21 protein-coding genes are annotated in these 15,976 nt (G+C 59.7%); 7 read left to right on the top strand and 14 right to left on the bottom strand.

Annotated elements, in window-relative coordinates; genetic code table 11:
• Positions 1 to 37: 37 nt before the first annotated feature.
• From GA0061101_RS08145 to GA0061101_RS08120, 6 genes are all read right to left on the bottom strand, one after another.
• On the bottom strand, positions 38 to 667 hold the full coding sequence (locus GA0061101_RS08145) for a tetratricopeptide repeat protein (RefSeq protein WP_092573441.1): 630 nt from the start codon (positions 665 to 667) through the stop codon (positions 38 to 40).
• Positions 668 to 758: 91 nt separating this feature from the next.
• Positions 759 to 884 (bottom strand): type B 50S ribosomal protein L36, encoded by a 126-nt coding sequence (ykgO, locus tag GA0061101_RS08140; RefSeq protein ID WP_003542835.1) that lies wholly within the window; start codon positions 882 to 884, stop codon positions 759 to 761.
• 216 nt (positions 885 to 1,100) lie between these two features.
• A complete protein-coding gene (locus tag GA0061101_RS08135; protein WP_141694055.1) occupies positions 1,101 to 1,658 on the bottom strand; it encodes a hypothetical protein in 558 nt (185 codons plus the stop codon).
• 80 nt (positions 1,659 to 1,738) lie between these two features.
• Positions 1,739 to 2,803 (bottom strand): 5-(carboxyamino)imidazole ribonucleotide synthase, encoded by a 1,065-nt coding sequence (locus GA0061101_RS08130; RefSeq protein WP_092573439.1) that lies wholly within the window; start codon positions 2,801 to 2,803, stop codon positions 1,739 to 1,741.
• The gene (gene purE / locus GA0061101_RS08125) at positions 2,800 to 3,294 is read right to left on the bottom strand and encodes a 5-(carboxyamino)imidazole ribonucleotide mutase (protein WP_037196597.1); all 495 of its coding nucleotides are present in this window, start codon (positions 3,292 to 3,294) and stop codon (positions 2,800 to 2,802) included. Before purE ends, GA0061101_RS08130 begins: the two co-directional genes overlap by 4 nt.
• 19 nt (positions 3,295 to 3,313) lie before the next feature.
• Positions 3,314 to 3,517 (bottom strand): YdcH family protein, encoded by a 204-nt coding sequence (locus tag GA0061101_RS08120; RefSeq protein WP_037196437.1) that lies wholly within the window; start codon positions 3,515 to 3,517, stop codon positions 3,314 to 3,316.
• Between the two features lie 231 nt (positions 3,518 to 3,748).
• On the opposite strand from GA0061101_RS08120, the gene GA0061101_RS08115 reads away from it, so the two are divergent.
• On the top strand, positions 3,749 to 3,922 hold the full coding sequence (locus tag GA0061101_RS08115; RefSeq protein WP_034503556.1) for a YdcH family protein: 174 nt from the start codon (positions 3,749 to 3,751) through the stop codon (positions 3,920 to 3,922).
• A gap of 188 nt (positions 3,923 to 4,110) precedes the next feature.
• Here GA0061101_RS08115 and GA0061101_RS08110 read toward each other — a convergent pair whose 3' ends face one another.
• Entirely contained in the window at positions 4,111 to 4,371 is a 261-nt protein-coding gene (locus tag GA0061101_RS08110) for an ArsR/SmtB family transcription factor (protein WP_004117412.1), read from the bottom strand.
• Positions 4,372 to 4,606: 235 nt separating this feature from the next.
• Here GA0061101_RS08110 and GA0061101_RS08105 point away from each other — a divergent pair, with 235 nt between their 5' ends.
• The 5 genes from GA0061101_RS08105 (at position 4,607) to GA0061101_RS08085 (ending at position 9,702) form a co-directional block, all read left to right on the top strand.
• Positions 4,607 to 5,260, top strand: a complete 654-nt coding sequence (locus GA0061101_RS08105; protein ID WP_037196598.1) for a thiamine phosphate synthase — start codon at positions 4,607 to 4,609, stop codon at positions 5,258 to 5,260.
• Between the two features lie 9 nt (positions 5,261 to 5,269).
• A complete protein-coding gene (locus tag GA0061101_RS08100; protein WP_092573438.1) occupies positions 5,270 to 6,496 on the top strand; it encodes a tetratricopeptide repeat protein in 1,227 nt (408 codons plus the stop codon).
• 193 nt (positions 6,497 to 6,689) lie between these two features.
• Entirely contained in the window at positions 6,690 to 7,490 is an 801-nt protein-coding gene (locus tag GA0061101_RS08095) for an inositol monophosphatase family protein (protein WP_092573437.1), read from the top strand.
• A 130-nt stretch (positions 7,491 to 7,620) separates the two neighbouring features.
• Positions 7,621 to 8,667, top strand: a complete 1,047-nt coding sequence (locus tag GA0061101_RS08090; protein ID WP_037196443.1) for a MotA/TolQ/ExbB proton channel family protein — start codon at positions 7,621 to 7,623, stop codon at positions 8,665 to 8,667.
• Between the two features lie 3 nt (positions 8,668 to 8,670).
• The gene (locus GA0061101_RS08085) at positions 8,671 to 9,702 is read left to right on the top strand and encodes a peptidoglycan -binding protein (RefSeq protein WP_092573436.1); all 1,032 of its coding nucleotides are present in this window, start codon (positions 8,671 to 8,673) and stop codon (positions 9,700 to 9,702) included.
• 26 nt (positions 9,703 to 9,728) lie between these two features.
• On the opposite strand, the gene GA0061101_RS08080 is transcribed toward GA0061101_RS08085, so the two are convergent.
• The 5 genes from GA0061101_RS08080 to GA0061101_RS08060 form a co-directional block, all read right to left on the bottom strand.
• A complete protein-coding gene (locus tag GA0061101_RS08080; protein ID WP_092573435.1) occupies positions 9,729 to 10,301 on the bottom strand; it encodes a hypothetical protein in 573 nt (190 codons plus the stop codon).
• A gap of 94 nt (positions 10,302 to 10,395) precedes the next feature.
• Entirely contained in the window at positions 10,396 to 11,628 is a 1,233-nt protein-coding gene (locus GA0061101_RS08075; protein WP_092573434.1) for an RNA polymerase sigma factor, read from the bottom strand.
• A gap of 5 nt (positions 11,629 to 11,633) precedes the next feature.
• Positions 11,634 to 11,972 carry a YciI family protein gene (locus GA0061101_RS08070; RefSeq protein ID WP_037196447.1) on the bottom strand — a complete coding sequence of 113 codons (339 nt, stop codon included), beginning with the start codon at positions 11,970 to 11,972 and terminating at the stop codon, positions 11,634 to 11,636.
• A gap of 241 nt (positions 11,973 to 12,213) precedes the next feature.
• Positions 12,214 to 12,402 (bottom strand): YegP family protein, encoded by a 189-nt coding sequence (locus tag GA0061101_RS08065; protein WP_015341032.1) that lies wholly within the window; start codon positions 12,400 to 12,402, stop codon positions 12,214 to 12,216.
• A 109-nt stretch (positions 12,403 to 12,511) separates the two neighbouring features.
• Positions 12,512 to 14,383 (bottom strand): ABC transporter transmembrane domain-containing protein, encoded by a 1,872-nt coding sequence (locus tag GA0061101_RS08060; protein ID WP_425349992.1) that lies wholly within the window; start codon positions 14,381 to 14,383, stop codon positions 12,512 to 12,514.
• Between the two features lie 123 nt (positions 14,384 to 14,506).
• On the opposite strand from GA0061101_RS08060, the gene rpmE reads away from it, so the two are divergent.
• On the top strand, positions 14,507 to 14,728 hold the full coding sequence (gene rpmE / locus GA0061101_RS08055; RefSeq protein ID WP_037196451.1) for a 50S ribosomal protein L31: 222 nt from the start codon (positions 14,507 to 14,509) through the stop codon (positions 14,726 to 14,728).
• Positions 14,729 to 14,892: 164 nt separating this feature from the next.
• Here the strand turns inward: rpmE and rcdA are convergent, their stop codons facing one another.
• Positions 14,893 to 15,408, bottom strand: coding sequence for a protease adaptor protein RcdA (rcdA, locus tag GA0061101_RS08050; RefSeq protein WP_047638952.1), 516 nt, complete (start codon positions 15,406 to 15,408; stop codon positions 14,893 to 14,895).
• A 366-nt stretch (positions 15,409 to 15,774) separates the two neighbouring features.
• Entirely contained in the window at positions 15,775 to 15,966 is a 192-nt protein-coding gene (locus GA0061101_RS08045) for a DUF1192 domain-containing protein (RefSeq protein WP_037196455.1), read from the bottom strand.
• Between the last annotated feature and the right edge of the window lie 10 nt (positions 15,967 to 15,976).

Raw genomic sequence — 15,976 nt, 5'->3', positions numbered from 1 at the left:
CGTCATCCGGGCGACGGGTACGGCCGCATCCTACGCCTCAAGTCCGGCTGCCGGCAATCTTTTCCGATAGCTTGCCGGCCTGTTCCTGCGCGGATCGATTGGCTGGATATACCTCGAGGAAGCGTTCCCAAGCCTTCAGGGTCAGCTCGTCATTGCCACGTTCGCTCAGGATGGCCGCCATCCCAGCCAGCGCGCCGAAATGGCGCGGCTCTATCCGCAGAACCTGGTTGATGTCCTCCATCGACTTGCGATAGTCGCCGATGGCGTAGTTGAGCGTCGCGCGGCGATTCCAACCTTCGACATAGTCGGGCTTCAGCGCGATCACCTGATCGAGGAAGTCCATCGCCGCAGCATTGCGCTTTTCCTGAATGGCCTTGTCGGCCCATTGCATCAGGAGATTGATTGTCGCGCTGCCGGAATCGCTCAACTCCGTATTGATCTGATCTGCAATAAGGCTTGCCTGATCGGGATCGCGCTGGCGCTTCAACGCCGTGAAGAGATTGTCGAGCCGCTGTTTCGGCGAGAGGCTGCCTGAGGAATCACCGGGATCCTTCCTTTCGACGATACTCGAATCGTCAGCCATCGCCACATGTGGCGCGGCAGCACTCAGGGCAAGGAGGATAGGCAGGGCTAGATATGACAAAGCAAAAACGCGCATGGCGGGCATAGTAGCCCGCCAATGTCGAAGATCAAAACAAATTTGATGCGATCAACTAAAACTGAGCGCCGGATCCATAGGGATCAGGCCGCGCGCTTTATCAGCCCTGACGAGCCTTGAAGCGCGGGTTCAGCTTGTTGATGATGTACATGCGGCCCTTGCGGCGAACGAGACGGTTGTCACGGTGGCGCGCCTTGAGCGACTTGAGCGAATTCTTGATCTTCATTTTTCTGATCCGCGATGTTCGAGGGGGAATGTCACATTCGCCCGTGTCTTTTAACAATCAAAAGCGCGCTCAGGGCGCGCTCTTTAGGGTGGGGAGCAAATACCCTGTCGCCCGGGGCCTGTCAACCACATGGAGCCACTTTTGGAGGGAGATCGCCGAATATGCAAGGGAAAAGAGGTTTGTTGGAAGCCCCATCGACGTAAGCGGCTTTAACTCTCAGGAGCCCGCGAGAGCACTTATATAGCCGTCACCGGAGATTTGACGTCGGGCGCGACGGTTGCTCTCTTCTGCTTCCTGCTCAGACGAATGGGAATAAATGCTGTCCAATTCGCAATGTGAGTCGATGTCGCGAACGATGTCCGTAATCGCATTTTTTGCCAAATAGATTACAGCTTCCTGATCGTGCAAGAATGATTGGTCAACGCGGAATATTAGTTGCACTGTTCGCACCGAGAGCTGGACAGTGATGTCTCCGGCAATCTCGACGAAATGCACGGTCACATCTGACGGATGCCATAAATCTGCGGACAAAAAGCCCAGCGGCGTCGTGCTTCCGGTGAAGCCATCCAGAGCGATGACCAAATTGCTCGTCAAGATCTCAAAGTCGCCTTCCAGGTAGCCTGCCCATTCGAGCTGGAACCAATTTGTCCTATGCGGCACGTCTACGTCGAACTGGATTTCGAGCTTCCCGTAACACCAGTAGACAGGGACATCCCCGTTCGATCCTGTTACGAAATTGCTGGGTGCGCCGAGACGAGCCACGACGTCGAGCATCGTCAATCTCGGCTGCATTGGTCCCAATATGCCAGTCTTCAAAAACTCCCGAAACGAGGCGAGCGTCTTTACGAGCAAGCTCAGTTCCCCTGAGTGAGAGTGGTCACGTGGCCCATCTTCCGGCCGGGGCGCGCTTCCGTCTTGCCGTAGAGATGCACGAACGTATCGTCACGGCGCAGCCATTCCGGCAGAGCCAGAATGTCGTCGCCGATCAGATTCGTCATTACGCAGTCGGAATGGCGGACGGGGTTGCCGAGCGGGAGGCCGGTGACGGCGCGGATGTGTTGCTCGAACTGCGAGATGACGCAGGCCGCCTCCGTCCAGTGACCGGAATTGTGCACGCGCGGCGCCATCTCATTGGCAATCAGGCTGCCGTCGGCGAGCGCGAAGAACTCGATGCCGATAACGCCGACATAGCCGAGTGCCGTCAAAATCTTCTCGGCCGCTTCACGTGCCGCAGCTGCCGTCGCGTCGGAAATACGAGCGGGCAGCGTGGAGGTATGGAGGATGCCGTCGCGATGGACGTTTTCGGCCGGGTCGTAGCACGCAACCGCACCGTCGAGGCCGCGCGCGGCGATGATGGAAATCTCGCGCTCGAAGGAGACGAAGCTTTCGAGAATGAGTGGCACGCTGCCGAGCGCCGAATAGCCGCCTTCGGCGCTGTCGGCGGCGGAGCGATAGACACGCTGTCCCTTGCCGTCATAGCCGAGACGGCGCGTCTTCAGCACGCCCTGGCCGCCGAAGTCGGCAAGTGCCGCTTCGAGATCGGCCTGGCTGTCGACGGCATGGAAGCGTGCGGTCGGAATGCCACAGCCATTGATGAAGCGCTTTTCGGTGAGCCTGTCCTGCGCCATCTCCAGCGCCTTCGGCGGCGGATAGACGGGGACCTTCTGCGCAAGCTTCTCTGCGGCGGTGACCGGAACGTTTTCGAACTCATAGGTCACGACGTCGCAGCGCTTTGCCAGTTCCAAGAGTGCCGCCGGATCGTCGTAGGCGGCAACGATCTGTTCGTTGGAGACCTGTGCTGCCGGGCAGTCTGTCTGTGGTTCGAGAATGATAGTGCGGAAATTCAGGCGTGCTGCCGCCATGGCCAGCATACGGCCGAGCTGGCCGCCGCCAATGATGCCGATCGTCTTTGCGGTCATAGGTCGTCCATCGGATACTCGGCAACGGCAGCGCTCTGGCGGGCGCGCCATTCATCAAGGCGATCGGCGATCTCTTCGTCACCGAGCGCCAGTACGGCAGCAGCAAGCAAGGCGGCGTTGACCGCGCCGGCCTTGCCGATCGCCAGCGTTCCAACGGGAATGCCGGCCGGCATCTGTACGATGGAAAGGAGGCTGTCCTGGCCGGACAGAGCGCGTGACTGTACGGGCACGCCGAAGACCGGCAGCGGCGTCATCGAAGCGGCCATGCCCGGAAGATGAGCCGCGCCACCGGCGCCGGCAATGATGACCTTGAAGCCTTCGTCCTTCGCACCCTTGGCAAAACTCACCAGCCTGTCCGGCGTTCGGTGCGCGGATATGATACGCGCATCATAGGTGATCTCCAAGGCTTCCAGAGTGTCTGCGGCATTCTTCATGGTTTCCCAGTCTGACTGGCTTCCCATGATGATGGCGACAGGCGGTCTTTCGGTCATCATCGTCGCTTTGTGCTCCTCAAGCTATGATGTCGGGAATGATCTGGTCTTCCAGCTTGGTCAGCTTGTCCTTGATGACGAGCTTCTTCTTTTTCATGCGCTGGATACGAAGGGCGTCGCAGCCCGTCTGGATCATGGCGTTGATGGCGACATCAAAATCCTCGTGTTCCTGACGCAGTCGCGCCACGACCAGCCTGATTTCTGCCTGTTCCTGATCGGGCATGCTTATTTCCCCAGCACCTCGCGGAATCGCATTCGCTCCGCCTCATGAATTCCGCAAGCTCCTATCACCAAATAGCGATAACGGGAAGTTATCCTTCATCACGAATTTGCCGCCCATAAGCCACGTTTTCGCCTTCGACATGGGTTCGATAATATGGCACAGTGATAGGGTTGACACCTAGAGCTCTGGCGAATGGATGGTCAGAGCTCTTAAAGAGGAAGGAAGGGTCATATGACTGTTCAAGCTCATCTTGAATCGCTCGAAAAGAAGCATGTCGCTCTCGAGGAGGAGCTACATGTGGCACGAACATCTCCCTCTATCAATGATACCGAAATAGCCGATATCAAACGCAGGAAGCTGCGTGTTAAGGACGAAATCCAACGTCTGCGTTCGTCAGTTCACTGACGCAAAACTCCAAAGATTAAAAGCATCGATCTTGGTGGGTAAGACAGGGGGATCGTAAGATCCCGAAGCGATTGCCCGGCCAAGGTCGATGAACACTACCGGCAAAAAGCGGATGCGCCAGCGTCATAGCGTCAGGTGTAGGGTTGGCGCAATTTTCCGGTCGATCGCAAAGTCGCCGGGGTCAGCTTTCAGGCCCAGAATTGATCCAGCCATAGATTGAGCTTGTCAAAGCCGCGGCTATTGACGGCGTATATGCGTTTCGTGCCCTCATTGGTCACCGAAACGAGATTGCTGTCGAGAAGCGCCTTGAGATGTTGGGAAACCGCCGGGCGGCTGATCGGCAGGCCCTGCGCAAGCTCGTTGACCGTTTTGGGTGCGCGACGCAACTCCTCCAGCAGATAGCGCCGGTTCGGATCCGCGATGGCAGCGAAGGGGTCCATGGTCGACATGCCGAAAAGCTACGTCAAACACCAAGGGGCGGCAAGTCAATTGTGCGTTGCATGATAGAATGTGTGTGTCGTGCGAGAAAGCGGCTGTCGCAAGCGGCTAATTACGCATGGCATCTTCCGCAGACCGCCAGTTTCGACCGCGGCCCCTTGTCAGACCGGGCTAACGGATTTACTCACGACTATCGAACCGGGTGCGTTATCACTGACGATGAAACCCGAAACCATGGAAGCTCGCATGACCGCGCCCGAAGATCGCTGCCGCCTCGTTCTCATCGTTCCCGATATTGCCGATATCGAAGAGCAGGCAAAGGTTGTGGCCGATGCACTCAGGGGCGGCGACGTCGCGTCGGTGATCATCCCTCAATACGGGCTGGATGACGGCGTTTTCCAGAAACATGCGGAAAAGCTGGTGCCGATCGTGCAGGCGGCGGGTGGCGCGGCGCTGATCGCCGGCGATAGCCGCGTGGCCGGCCGGGTCAAGGCGGACGGGCTGCATATCACAGGCAACGTCGCGGAGCTTACGGATGCCGTGGAGAAATTCGTGCCGAAGCTCATCGTCGGCGCCGGCAATGCGGCGGACAGGCACCACGCGCTGGAGGTCGGCGAACTGCGCCCCGACTATATCTTCTTCGGCAAGCTCGATGGCGACATCAAGCCGGAGGCGCATCCGAAAAATCTCGCGCTCGGCGAATGGTGGGCGTCGATGATCGAGATTCCGTGCATCGTCATGGGGGGCACCGATGCGAAATCGGCGCTTGAGGTGGCTTTGACCGGCGCCGAATTCGTGGCGCTGCGCGAAGCGGTTTTTGCCGATCCCGCTGCTGCCCCCTCAATCGTCGCTGAAGTGAATGCGCTGCTCGACGAAAAAGCGCCACGGTTTGAGGATTGATAGCGATTCATGTCGTTTGAGCCTCGATTCCGCCATCAAGTCTTTCTTGCCGCGCTCGCCGTAGGGCTCGCGGCATTTCCATTGCTGGCTGCAGCGCAATCGGGAACCGGGGATACCTCTTTGCCCGGCGTCACGGCGCCGGCAGACAAGGGTGCGCGGGTCGATGACAACGGACAGTCCGATGATGGTTCGGCTGTACCGGACGATGCCGCTCCGCAACGAAACGACAGCATCGTGACGCGGCCCATGGATGCCGGAGCCGGTACGTTCAAGACCGAGAAGATCCAGCCGGGGGCCGAGCCAAAGGCCAATGGTGATGTCAAGCCGTCCGAGGGTGTCGGCGTGTTCGACCGCATGGGCGCAAATCTGCCCGATCTGCCGCCGGAGAAGCCTTTCAAGGGCAAGGTCGACGATGCCTACGGCGCGTTCCAGCGCGGCTACTATCTGACCGCATTCCAGAAGGCCCTGCCGCGAGCGCAGCTGGGCGATCCCGCCGCGCAGACCCTGATTGCCGAACTGATGTCGCAGGGACTGGGCGTGAAGCGCGATGCGAAGGACGCCGCCTTCTGGTACAGCAAGGCTGCCGCGGGCGGCGATGAGACATCGATGTTCAAATACGCGCTGATCCTGATGGAAGGGCGCGATGTGCCGCGCGACCAGAAGAAGGCGGATGAGTGGATGAAGAAGGCGGCCGAGGCGGGGCAGGCCTCCGCCGAATTTAACTGGGCGCAGACTTTGACGGCTGAAAACCCCGGAATGAAGGGCCTGCAACTGGCGCTTCCCTATTATGAGAAGTCCGCCGAGCAGGGCATCGCCGACGCGCAATACGCAGTTTCGCAGCTCTATCTCAATATGCCCGACCTGCCGCCGGAAAAGAAGGGGCAGGCCCGGGAGTGGCTTTCGCGCGCGGCCAATGCCGGCTTCGATACCGCCCAGCTCGATATGGGCATCTGGCTGATCAACGGTACGGGCGGCAAGCAGGATCTCGAAAACGGTTTCAACTGGATGCGTGTTGCTGCCTATCGCGGCAATGTCGTCGCGCAGAACAAGCTGGCTCATCTCTATATCAATGCCATCGGTACGAAGCAGGATCCGGTGGCCGCGGCGACCTGGTATGTCATTTCCCGCCGCGCCGGCCTGAAGGATCCGGAGCTTGAGGATTTCTACCAGGGCATCGAGGATTTTCAGCAGAAGGCGGCGATCGACGCCGCCAATAGATTTCGCCGGGCGCGGTAGTGGAAGGCCCGAATCCGGTCTTATTCGGCGGCGCCCGGCGCCTGTTTGCATGCGCCATAGCCTCGCCACTTGAAATTCCCCCGATTTTATGGTCTTGAGGCCGCCAATCTTTTATGTGCGCTGACGCTCCCGCTCCGCCGGGGCCTGATTTTCGGGTCCGGTCAGCACCTTCTGCATTATCCAAGGAAATCCGATGGCCCGTTCTGCTCTTCTCAATGTCATGGTTCAGGCTGCCCTCAAGGCAGGCAAGTCACTCAGCCGCGATTTCGGCGAAGTGCAGAACCTGCAGGTTTCGGTGAAGGGACCGGGCGATTTCGTCAGTCAGGCCGATCTCAAGGCGCAGAAGATCATCCGCGATGAGCTGATGAAGGCGCGACCGACCTACGGTTTCCTCGGCGAAGAAGACGAGGAGATCAAGGGCACCGACGGCGCGCATCGCTGGATAGTCGATCCGCTCGATGGCACCACCAACTTTCTGCATGGCATTCCGATGTTCTCGGTATCGATTGCCCTTGAGCGTAACGGCGAGATCGTGGCCGGCGTCATCTTCAATCCGGCGACGGACGAGCTCTACACCGCAGAGCGCGGCGGTGGCGCTTTCCTCAACGATCGCCGCTTGCGTGTCGCCTCGCGCCGCGTGCTGTCTGATTGCGTCATCGGCTGCGGCGTTCCGCATCTCGGTCGCGGCAATCACGGCAAGTTCCTCGTCGAGTTGCGCCATGTCATGGGTGAAGTCGCCGGCATCCGTCGCATCGGCTCGGCAGCGCTCGATCTCGCCTATGTGGCGGCCGGCCGCTTCGACGGTTTCTGGGAAGTTGGCTTGTCTGCCTGGGACATGGCTGCCGGCATTCTGCTGATCCGTGAAGCCGGCGGTTTCGTCTCCGATTTCGATGGCGGCACCGATATGCTCGGCACGAGCTCGATCATCTGCGGCAACGAGCACATCCAGAGGGCGCTCGCCGAAGTCGTCAAGCGGCCGATCCCGACGAAGTAAGTTCGTCTTTCTTCATCTTTCATGCGGTGAAACAGTCTGTTGCCAACGGGCTGTTTTGTGCTTTCCGTCTCTTCAATTCGGCACAATGTTGCTCTAGTCTCCGCCTGCGGAAAATGCGGCGGAGCGTGTGATGGAAAATGTGAAACTGGCGGATCTTGGATCGACCGACAACGTGTCGGGCGGCTACGCCTACAAGCTCTCAAGCCCCATGGCCTTCTTCTGGACGATGATTCTTTTCCTGATCATCGTCGGTTTTATCGTCGCCATCCTGTTTCGGCAGGCCCAGGTCGCCTTCCTGCATAATCCCGGCCTCAACGGCCTCATTCTGGGTGTTCTGGCGGTTGGCATCCTGCTTGTCTTCAATCATGTGTTGATGCTGAGACCAGAGGTTCGCTGGTTCAATCATTTCCGCGCCGTCGGCAATGCCGCCGACAAGGTCGGCCGCAGCCCTCGACTTCTGGCACCGATGCGGGCGCTGCTCGGCAATCGCCGCGCGATGCAGCTGTCGACCGCGACCTTGCGCTCCATTCTCGACTCCATTGCGACGCGCCTCGACGAATCGCGTGATACCTCGCGTTATCTCATCGGCCTGCTTGTCTTTCTCGGCCTGCTCGGCACATTCTGGGGTCTGATCGGCACGATCGGCTCGATCAACGATGTTATCCAGAGTCTCGACGTCGGTTCGGGCAACAGCGGCGATATTCTTGGTGCGTTGAAGACCGGCCTGTCCGGCCCGCTGGTGGGCATGGGCACGGCCTTCTCGTCTTCGCTGCTCGGCCTATCCGGATCGCTGATCCTCGGCTTTCTCGACCTCCAGGCCGGCCGCGCGCAAAACCGCTTTTATACCGAACTTGAAAATTGGCTTTCTTCCGTCACCGATGTCGGTTCCGATATGGCGCCTGTTATCGAAGGTGCGGCCGGCGCCTCCTCGGAGGATGTGCGGGCGCTGTCGGATTATCTGCGCAAGATCGCCGAAGAGGGCGGTGGCCAGCGTTCGGTAACGGCGATGGCGAACCTCGCCGAGGGCATTCAGGGCCTGGTCAAGAACATGCGCAACGAGCAGCAGATGCTGCGCGACTGGATCGAGGCGCAGCAGGAAGAGGCGAAATCGATGCGCCGGACGCTCGATCGCCTTGCCGATCGTATCGGCCATGTCGAGAAGACCGGGAGCAAGTAGACCATGGCGCTCGCCCGCAACCGACGCCATCAGAGATCGGTGGATTATTGGCCTGGATTCGTCGACGCGCTGTCGACGCTGCTGATGGCCATCATGTTCCTGCTGACGGTCTTCGTCGTCGGCCAATTCATTCTGAGCCGCGAAATATCGGGTCGCGACGAGGTGCTCAATCGCCTGAACAGTCGTATTAACGATCTGGTCGAGCAACTGGCGTTGGAAAAGAACGGCAAGCAGGACCTCGAGGATTCGGTCGCCAACCTGCAGGCATCCCTTTCGTCAGCGGAGAGTGAGCGCTCGCGCCTGCAGGCCTTGCTCGCCGCCGGTTCCGGCAATAGTCAGGCGGCCGAGACGCGTGTCGGCACGCTCACGCAGCAGCTCGACGAGCAGAAGCAGGCAAGCGTCAGGGCGCTGAGCCAGGTCGATCTCCTCAATCAGCAGATTGCCGCTCTCCGCAGCCAGATCGCCGCGGTGGAGGCGGCGCTTCAGGCGTCCGAGTCCAAGGATCAGTCGTCGCAGGTCAAGATTGCCGATCTCGGGCGGCGATTGAACGTGGCGCTGGCGCAGCGCGTGCAGGAGCTGAACCGCTATCGCTCCGATTTCTTCGGCCGGTTGCGTGAAATCCTTTCCGACCGCGACAACATCCGCATCGTCGGCGACCGCTTCGTGTTCCAGTCCGAAGTGTTGTTCCCGTCGGGTGCGGCGGATCTCAATCCGGCCGGGCAGGTGGAGATGGCCAAGCTTGCGGCCGCGCTTATTGACTTGGCGAAGGAAATCCCGCCGGAGATCAATTGGGTGCTGCGTGTCGACGGCCATACCGACAACGTGCCGCTCTCGGGCAGCGGCCGCTATGCGGATAACTGGGCGCTGTCATCCGCGCGCGCCATCGCCGTGGTCAAGTTCCTGATCGCAGAGGGCGTCCCCGCCGACAGGCTCGTCGCGGCCGGCTTCGGCGAATTCCAGCCGATCGCTCCCGGCGACACGCCGGACGCCCGCGCTACCAACCGGCGCATCGAGTTGAAGCTGACGGAGAAGTAGGGCAGGTTGGTCGAGAGCCCACTCAATCAGTTTGCTCGATGGATCTCAATGATCTCGGGAGCCGCTGCATCCATGAACATATAGGCCCGGCCAAGCAGTGCTTGCTTGCCGAAGTCGTCGAACTTGTTCGGTCCTTGCGGTGTGATCAGCACTTCCGATGCAGCTAGCCCCTCAAGGTGATGCTTCTCTATTTCCGGCCAATGCGCCCGAGCGACGTCACGTAGCACCACGTTCATGGCTGGTTGATTGTAGCGGACCAGAATGTTGCCATCGTCCATCGACAGCGGATTCATGTCGGGATGAGAGTTAAAGATGTTGGAGAGGGTCGTCAGCGAGAACGACTTGGCATCTTTGTCACTTAATCCCTGCTTCAACACGACACAGGTGCCATTGCGGAAGACTGAAAAGTCGCGCTTCCCGTCCAAATAATATGAGATTCGCTCTATTATCTTGCCGGTCGGCTGCCGAAAGGATGGTTTCCACTGTGGAGCCGGCGGAAAGTTCTCCTTTTTCGTCACCGCGGCGTAACCTTTGCCAAAACCGACTGAAACAAGCGCGATGAAAGCACCGGATCCGGTGACAAAGGAGCGTCGATGCACTTTCCCTATCCCTTCGCTTGAGTCGTATCCTTCTATGGAATTGTTTACATTAGGTTGTAATGAGCCGTCTAGGCATTCGATAAGCTAGGTGCGATCAGAGGGCGATTAGCTTCTTCTGCAGCCAATCGCGTATAACATTGCTCTCGCTCAAGCCGATTGCCATTTGGTAGGCCGCGACGGCCTCCTTCGTATCCTCCACCTCGGCTAACAGATGCGCGCGCACCGCCCAATAGGGCTGGTAGCTGTTGATATCGCGCTCTGCCATCTGATTCAGATGACGTAATCCGGCTGCCGGACCTTGCACCCTGCCTGTGACGGCCGCGTGGCTGACGCGGGCGCCGACAGTCGGCTTCATGAGCACAAGCGCGTCATAGAGCTTGGCAAGTACCGTCCAGTCGGTCACGCCGGAGCGTCGTCGGTCGGCGTGTACGGATTGAATTGCGGCCTGGCACTGGAATGGACCGAGACGGTCGAATGTGCCGGCCAGTCGCAGCAGCTTGTCGGCCTCGACGATCATTTCGGTATCCCAGAGGGCGGTATCCTGTTGGTCGAGAGGAACATACTGCCCATTCACATCGCGGCGGGCCCCGCGGCGGGATTCGCTGTAGAGCATCAGCGACAAGAGGCCTGCTGCTTCCGGCTCCTCCGGCAGGGTCGCCAGCAGCGTACGGCCGAGCCAGATGGCTTCATCGGCGAGATTGCCCTGCTTGCCGGTCTCGCCGTCAACCCCGTCCCAGCCGAGCCCGTAGGCGGCATAGATCGCCGAGAGCACGCTTTCCAATCGATCTGGCAACAGGGATCGGTCCGGAACGACAAAAGGGATATTGGCGTCGCGGATCTTGATCTTCGCCCGCACCAGTCGTTGGCTCATGGCCTGCGGCGAGACGAGGAAGGCCTTGGCGATGGTTGCGGCATCGATGGCAAGCACGGTTTGCAGCATCAGCGGCGTATGAGCGGATCGATCCAGAGCCGGATGGGTGCAGACGAAGAGGAGCTTCAATCGCTCATCCGGAAATATCGGATTGTCGGCATTCATGCGCTCCTCCGCCTCGTCGAAGGCCATCATGATCCTCTCACGGGCGGCGGTCTTGACGTTCTCGTGCCTGATCCGGCGAAGCAGGTTACGCTTCGCTGAAACCAGCAGCCATGCTTCGGGATTGTCGGGGATGCCGCGTTCCGGCCAGGTAGCCAGCGCTGCCGTGATCGCGTCGGACAAGGCATCTTCCGCCGCCGGCACATCGCGGAAGCGCGCGGCGAGAAAAGCAATCAGCTTGCCGTAGGATTGACGCGCCGCCTGTTCGGCAGCGCGTCGGGCCTCTGAGGTCATGACGATTACATCTGCAAGCGCGGCCGTACTTCGACCGAGCCCTGCTGGGAGACCGGAACCCGCACGGCCCATTCCAGCGCGGCATCGAGATCCGGCACGTCGATCAGGTAGAAGCCGCCGAGCTGCTCCTTGCCCTCGGGGAAGGGGCCGTCCTGCACATCGTGGTCTTCGCCGCGGCGGCGGACGACCGTCGCTGTTTCCGGCGCGGTCAACCCTGCGCCGCCGGTCATGATGCCGGCCTGGACAAGTGCCTGAGTGTAGGCAATCCAGCCGTTCTTGTAGGCCGGATCCTCGCGGCGCTTAAAGTCCTCGGCCGATTCACGGATGATCAAAGCGTATTGCATGAGACAACTCCCATTTGCTCTGTTGATGGTGCCGGGCAGACGCTGCATCTGAAAATTCAATTGTAGAATATGCGGCGCTGCCGGCGAAGCGACTTTCTGCCGCTTCGATACAATGAGCCGCGAGCAGCGGCGAATTCGACAGGCGTGAAGGGGTTCTCGAAATTTATTGTCGAACAAAAAAACGGCCGGCACGCCAAACGGCGACCGGCCGGTCTTTATAGCAAGCGCTTGACGCGAAGTCTTAGGCGGTAGCGGTGGTCTGGTCGTCGATGACGGCGCCGCCGACATGTGCCTTGATCGATTCGATGGCATGCAGGGCTGAAGCCTTCGCCTTGTAGCCTTCGGACCCGAACATGGTTTCGCCGTTCGAGGCTTTGAAGCGGAAGCGAAACTCGCCGGCCTTGTCCTTGTAGACTTCAAATTTATACATGGTTCTCGTCTCCTAGAATCGCGTCAGCGCGGGATAACGTTGAAAATCTAGCTCAACTTGAAAGTTATTTCCATAAGGTTGTATGCGGGGTGACTTAACCCGGTTCGCGCTATTTCGCGACGAGCATGCGCTCCTCGATCCCGGCATCGAATTGCAGGCGTGCGAGCTTCGCATAGATGCCGCCGTGGCGGATCAGGCTCTGATGCGTGCCCTCTTCGACGATGCGGCCCTGATCCAGCACGAGAATGCGATCGGCCTTCAGGACGGTTGCCAGGCGATGGGCGATGACGAGGGTGGTGCGCGTTTCCATCAGGCCTTCCAGCGCCTTCTGCACCAGCGTTTCGCTCTCGGCATCGAGCGCGGAGGTCGCTTCATCGAGCAAGAGAACCGGTGCATTCTTCAAGATGGCGCGGGCAATGGCGATGCGCTGGCGCTGGCCGCCGGAAAGCGTGACGCCGCGCTCGCCCACCTGCGTATCGTAACCCTGCTCCAGGCGTGAAATGAATTCGTCCGCCTGAGCGGCGATGGCGGCGGCGTGCACTTCGTCGCGAGAGGCGCCAGGGCGTCCGAAGGCGATATTGTCGTGGATCGAGCTGGCGAAGATCGTCGTGTCTTGGGGGACGATGGCGATACGTTCGCGCAATGCCTCCGGCGGAACGCGGCAGATATCCACGCCGTCGACGGCGACGCTGCCCTGCTGTGGATCGTAAAAGCGCAGCAGCAGCGAGAAGATAGTGCTCTTGCCGGCCCCTGATGCGCCGACGATCGCCACGGTTTCGCCTGATGTGACCGAGAAGGACAGTCCGTGCAGCGCCGATCTATTCGGCCTTGACGGATAGGAGAAGTGAACGTCCGAGAACTCCACCCGGCCCTGTGGCGGTTGCGGCAGAGGCTGGGGATCGGCCGGTGCGGCGATCGGCGAAACTTCGGCAAGAAGCTCGCCAAGGCGGTCGGCAGCACCTGCCGCCTGCGACAGCTCGCCCCAGACTTCCGACAGCGAACCGAGCGAGGAGCCGGCAATCACGGAATAGAGCAGGAACTGGCCGAGCGTTCCCGCCGACATCGTGCCGTCGAGCACGTTCTGCGCGCCGACCCGGAGAACGGCAACGATGCTGCCGAAGACCATGGCGATGGCAAAACCTGTCAGCAGCGAGCGGGATTTGATCGCCGCACGCGCCGCCTGATAGGCGTCCTCGACCGCCGCGCCGTAGCGCCGGGAGGCTGCCTCTTCGCCGTTATAGGCCTGTATGGTGCGGCTGGCGGCGATGGTTTCGTTGGCATAGGCCGATGCATTGGCCAGCCTATCCTGCGCAGCGCGCGAGCGTTTGCGCACGGAACGGCCGAAACTGACAAGCGGCAGCACGATGAGGGGGATCGCGATCAGCACGATGCTCGAAAGCTTCGGGCTGGTGAAGATCATCATCACCATGGCGCCGAGACAGAGGATGAGGTTGCGCAGCGCCGCCGAGGCCGTCGAGCCGACGGCCGACTTGATCTGCGTCGTATCGGCCGTCAGCCGCGAGACGATCTCGCCCGACTGGTTGACGTCGAAGAAGGAGGGCGACAGCCGCGTCACGTGATCGAAGACTTCGCGGCGCATGTCGGAGACGATGCGCTCGCCGATCGAAATGACGAAATAGTAGCGCAGGGCGCTCGCCGCGGCGAGCAACAGGGCCATGGCCATGATCGCGATGAAATAGCTGTCGATGAGGCCGCGGTCGATCTGATCGAAGCCGTGATCGATCACGCGCCGCACGGCGATCGGCAGAGCGAGCGACGTAACGGCGGCAACGACAAGAGCGACGAGCGCTCCGGCCACCATGCCCCGATATCGCCTGAGATAGGGCGCCAGTCGTCCAAGGGGTCGGATAGACCTGTTGGTTTTTTCGTCTGCCTGGCCAATTTCCGACAAGTCGTCTCCAATCCCCGTATCAGCAAGGGACTTGACGTTTTCGCCCCTTGTTATCCCTGCAGCCTTCATGTATAGGCACGCCATCTTAATTGGAAGCCGTGGCCTAACCGGACTGCGGCTTCATTTATTCAATCGGTTCGGTTGCCGCAATGCCTTGCGACAAATGGACCCTGCCATGACAGGAAGATTGTTATGAAGGCAAACATCCATCCCGACTACCACACGATCAAAGTGGTCATGACCGACGGCACCGAATATGAAACCCGCTCGACCTGGGGTTCTGAAGGCGCTGTCATGAATCTCGAAATCGACAGCAAGTCCCATCCGGCCTGGACGGGTGGCAACCAGCAGATGGTTGACCGCGCCGGCCGCGTTTCGAAGTTCAACAAGCGCTTCGGCGGTCTTGGCATCTAATCGCTTCGCGATTTGTTGTTTTGAAAGAGCCCGGTTTTGCCGGGCTTTTTTGTTGTTCTGCAGTGGCCGACTGGTGCGGCGCGATCATTTCGCTATGACGCGAAAACAAAACCGGCCGCGCATGGCGCGACCGGTTCAAATCCGTCACCGATATCTCGATGGGTTCAATTGTTTCCGAAAGCGGTCTGCAGCAGGGTAAGCTGTGCCTTGACGCTATTCTGGTTGTCCGGAACGATCGGGGCTTCGGTCGGGCGGTAGATCTCGCGGTCGAGCAGGGCGACGCGGTTCTGCAGGCGAAGGGAGCGCTCCACGAGGTCGCGGAAGGATTCCGGCAGGTCGCTCCAGCCGGGTGCGGTGCGGTCCACGTTGAAGCCGTCGAGGCGAACCTTGTTCTTCTCGGCCAGCACCTGATCTCGTGACATTTCGCCATTGTTGACGGCGCGCTGCAGCAGCAGCCAGGAGGCCATCTGCATGAGGCGGGTGGTCAGCCGCATGGATTCTGCGGCATAGAGCACGGAGGCCATGCGCGGCAGAACCTTGGAGGCGGCCCGGCCCTGACCGTCCAGATAGCCGGCGGTTTCCTCGACCAGCGACATGCCCTCGGCATACAGCGCCCTGAACTGTGCCGAAGATGCGGCATGGCCAGCGAAGCTGATCGTGTTCAACCCAAGTTCCGACATCGAATAAATCCCTGCTTCACGCAACACTTTTGTTCAGGAAAAGCCGGTAAAGTCCCTAAGAGCTTTCCGCATCTGCTTTTATGACTTCAAGATGGTGGTTTTAACTGAAATTCGCAAGGCGATTCTTAAGAAAGGGTTAATCTCCACAGTTTCGTCGAAGAGGCCGATACATGGCAAAAAAGAAGAGCCGCAAAAGCGGCTCTCAAGGTAAAACAGGGAGAAAAATCAGACCAATTCGCCAAGTGGAGAAACTGTCTGAGTCCAGAGCGAATCTGGATGATCATAGTAATAAGTCGTAAAGCTTAATATTTTGTTGAGCATATCGCGATCAAAATCTTGCCGCCTCGATTTTGCGCTGCCGGGGCTTCAGAAACGAAAGAGATTCTCCGCCGCCTTGCGGCCGGATGCCTTGGTGGCAATTTCCTCCTCCAGCCGGGCGATTTCGCTCTGCAGGAGTGCTATGCGATTTTTCAGCTCGTCGACAGACAGCAGCGACAGATCGCTGCCGATCTCGTGGACTGACGGTTTCTGCGGACGGTCATCGTCGAAAATGCTCATTTTGGCTCCT

The organism is Martinezella lusitana (assembly GCF_900094565.1).
In the GTDB taxonomy this organism is placed as follows: Bacteria; Pseudomonadota; Alphaproteobacteria; order Rhizobiales; family Rhizobiaceae; genus Rhizobium; species Rhizobium lusitanum.
Note: the sequence above shows the minus strand (reverse complement) of the source record. Positions and strands in the feature narration are given on the sequence as shown.

Excerpts from the sequence above, each read along its gene's own strand:
- GA0061101_RS08070 (WP_037196447.1), bottom strand. The coding sequence starts at position 11,972 with ATGCAATACGCTTTGATCATCCGTGAATCGGCCGAGGACTTTAAGCGC.
- purE (WP_037196597.1), bottom strand. The coding sequence starts at position 3,294 with ATGACCGAAAGACCGCCTGTCGCCATCATCATGGGAAGCCAGTCAGAC.
- GA0061101_RS08060 (WP_425349992.1), bottom strand. The coding sequence starts at position 14,383 with ATGAAGGCTGCAGGGATAACAAGGGGCGAAAACGTCAAGTCCCTTGCT.
- GA0061101_RS08105 (WP_037196598.1), top strand. The coding sequence starts at position 4,607 with ATGACCGCGCCCGAAGATCGCTGCCGCCTCGTTCTCATCGTTCCCGAT.
- rpmE (WP_037196451.1), top strand. The coding sequence starts at position 14,507 with ATGAAGGCAAACATCCATCCCGACTACCACACGATCAAAGTGGTCATG.
- GA0061101_RS08090 (WP_037196443.1), top strand. The coding sequence starts at position 7,621 with ATGGAAAATGTGAAACTGGCGGATCTTGGATCGACCGACAACGTGTCG.
- GA0061101_RS08135 (WP_141694055.1), bottom strand. The coding sequence starts at position 1,658 with ATGCTCGACGTCGTGGCTCGTCTCGGCGCACCCAGCAATTTCGTAACA.
- ykgO (WP_003542835.1), bottom strand. The coding sequence starts at position 884 with ATGAAGATCAAGAATTCGCTCAAGTCGCTCAAGGCGCGCCACCGTGAC.
- GA0061101_RS08110 (WP_004117412.1), bottom strand. The coding sequence starts at position 4,371 with ATGTCGACCATGGACCCCTTCGCTGCCATCGCGGATCCGAACCGGCGC.
- rcdA (WP_047638952.1), bottom strand. The coding sequence starts at position 15,408 with ATGTCGGAACTTGGGTTGAACACGATCAGCTTCGCTGGCCATGCCGCA.
- GA0061101_RS08085 (WP_092573436.1), top strand. The coding sequence starts at position 8,671 with ATGGCGCTCGCCCGCAACCGACGCCATCAGAGATCGGTGGATTATTGG.
- GA0061101_RS08115 (WP_034503556.1), top strand. The coding sequence starts at position 3,749 with ATGACTGTTCAAGCTCATCTTGAATCGCTCGAAAAGAAGCATGTCGCT.
- GA0061101_RS08095 (WP_092573437.1), top strand. The coding sequence starts at position 6,690 with ATGGCCCGTTCTGCTCTTCTCAATGTCATGGTTCAGGCTGCCCTCAAG.
- GA0061101_RS08075 (WP_092573434.1), bottom strand. The coding sequence starts at position 11,628 with ATGACCTCAGAGGCCCGACGCGCTGCCGAACAGGCGGCGCGTCAATCC.
- GA0061101_RS08045 (WP_037196455.1), bottom strand. The coding sequence starts at position 15,966 with ATGAGCATTTTCGACGATGACCGTCCGCAGAAACCGTCAGTCCACGAG.
- GA0061101_RS08120 (WP_037196437.1), bottom strand. The coding sequence starts at position 3,517 with ATGCCCGATCAGGAACAGGCAGAAATCAGGCTGGTCGTGGCGCGACTG.
- GA0061101_RS08145 (WP_092573441.1), bottom strand. The coding sequence starts at position 667 with ATGCCCGCCATGCGCGTTTTTGCTTTGTCATATCTAGCCCTGCCTATC.
- GA0061101_RS08100 (WP_092573438.1), top strand. The coding sequence starts at position 5,270 with ATGTCGTTTGAGCCTCGATTCCGCCATCAAGTCTTTCTTGCCGCGCTC.
- GA0061101_RS08065 (WP_015341032.1), bottom strand. The coding sequence starts at position 12,402 with ATGTATAAATTTGAAGTCTACAAGGACAAGGCCGGCGAGTTTCGCTTC.
- GA0061101_RS08130 (WP_092573439.1), bottom strand. The coding sequence starts at position 2,803 with ATGACCGCAAAGACGATCGGCATCATTGGCGGCGGCCAGCTCGGCCGT.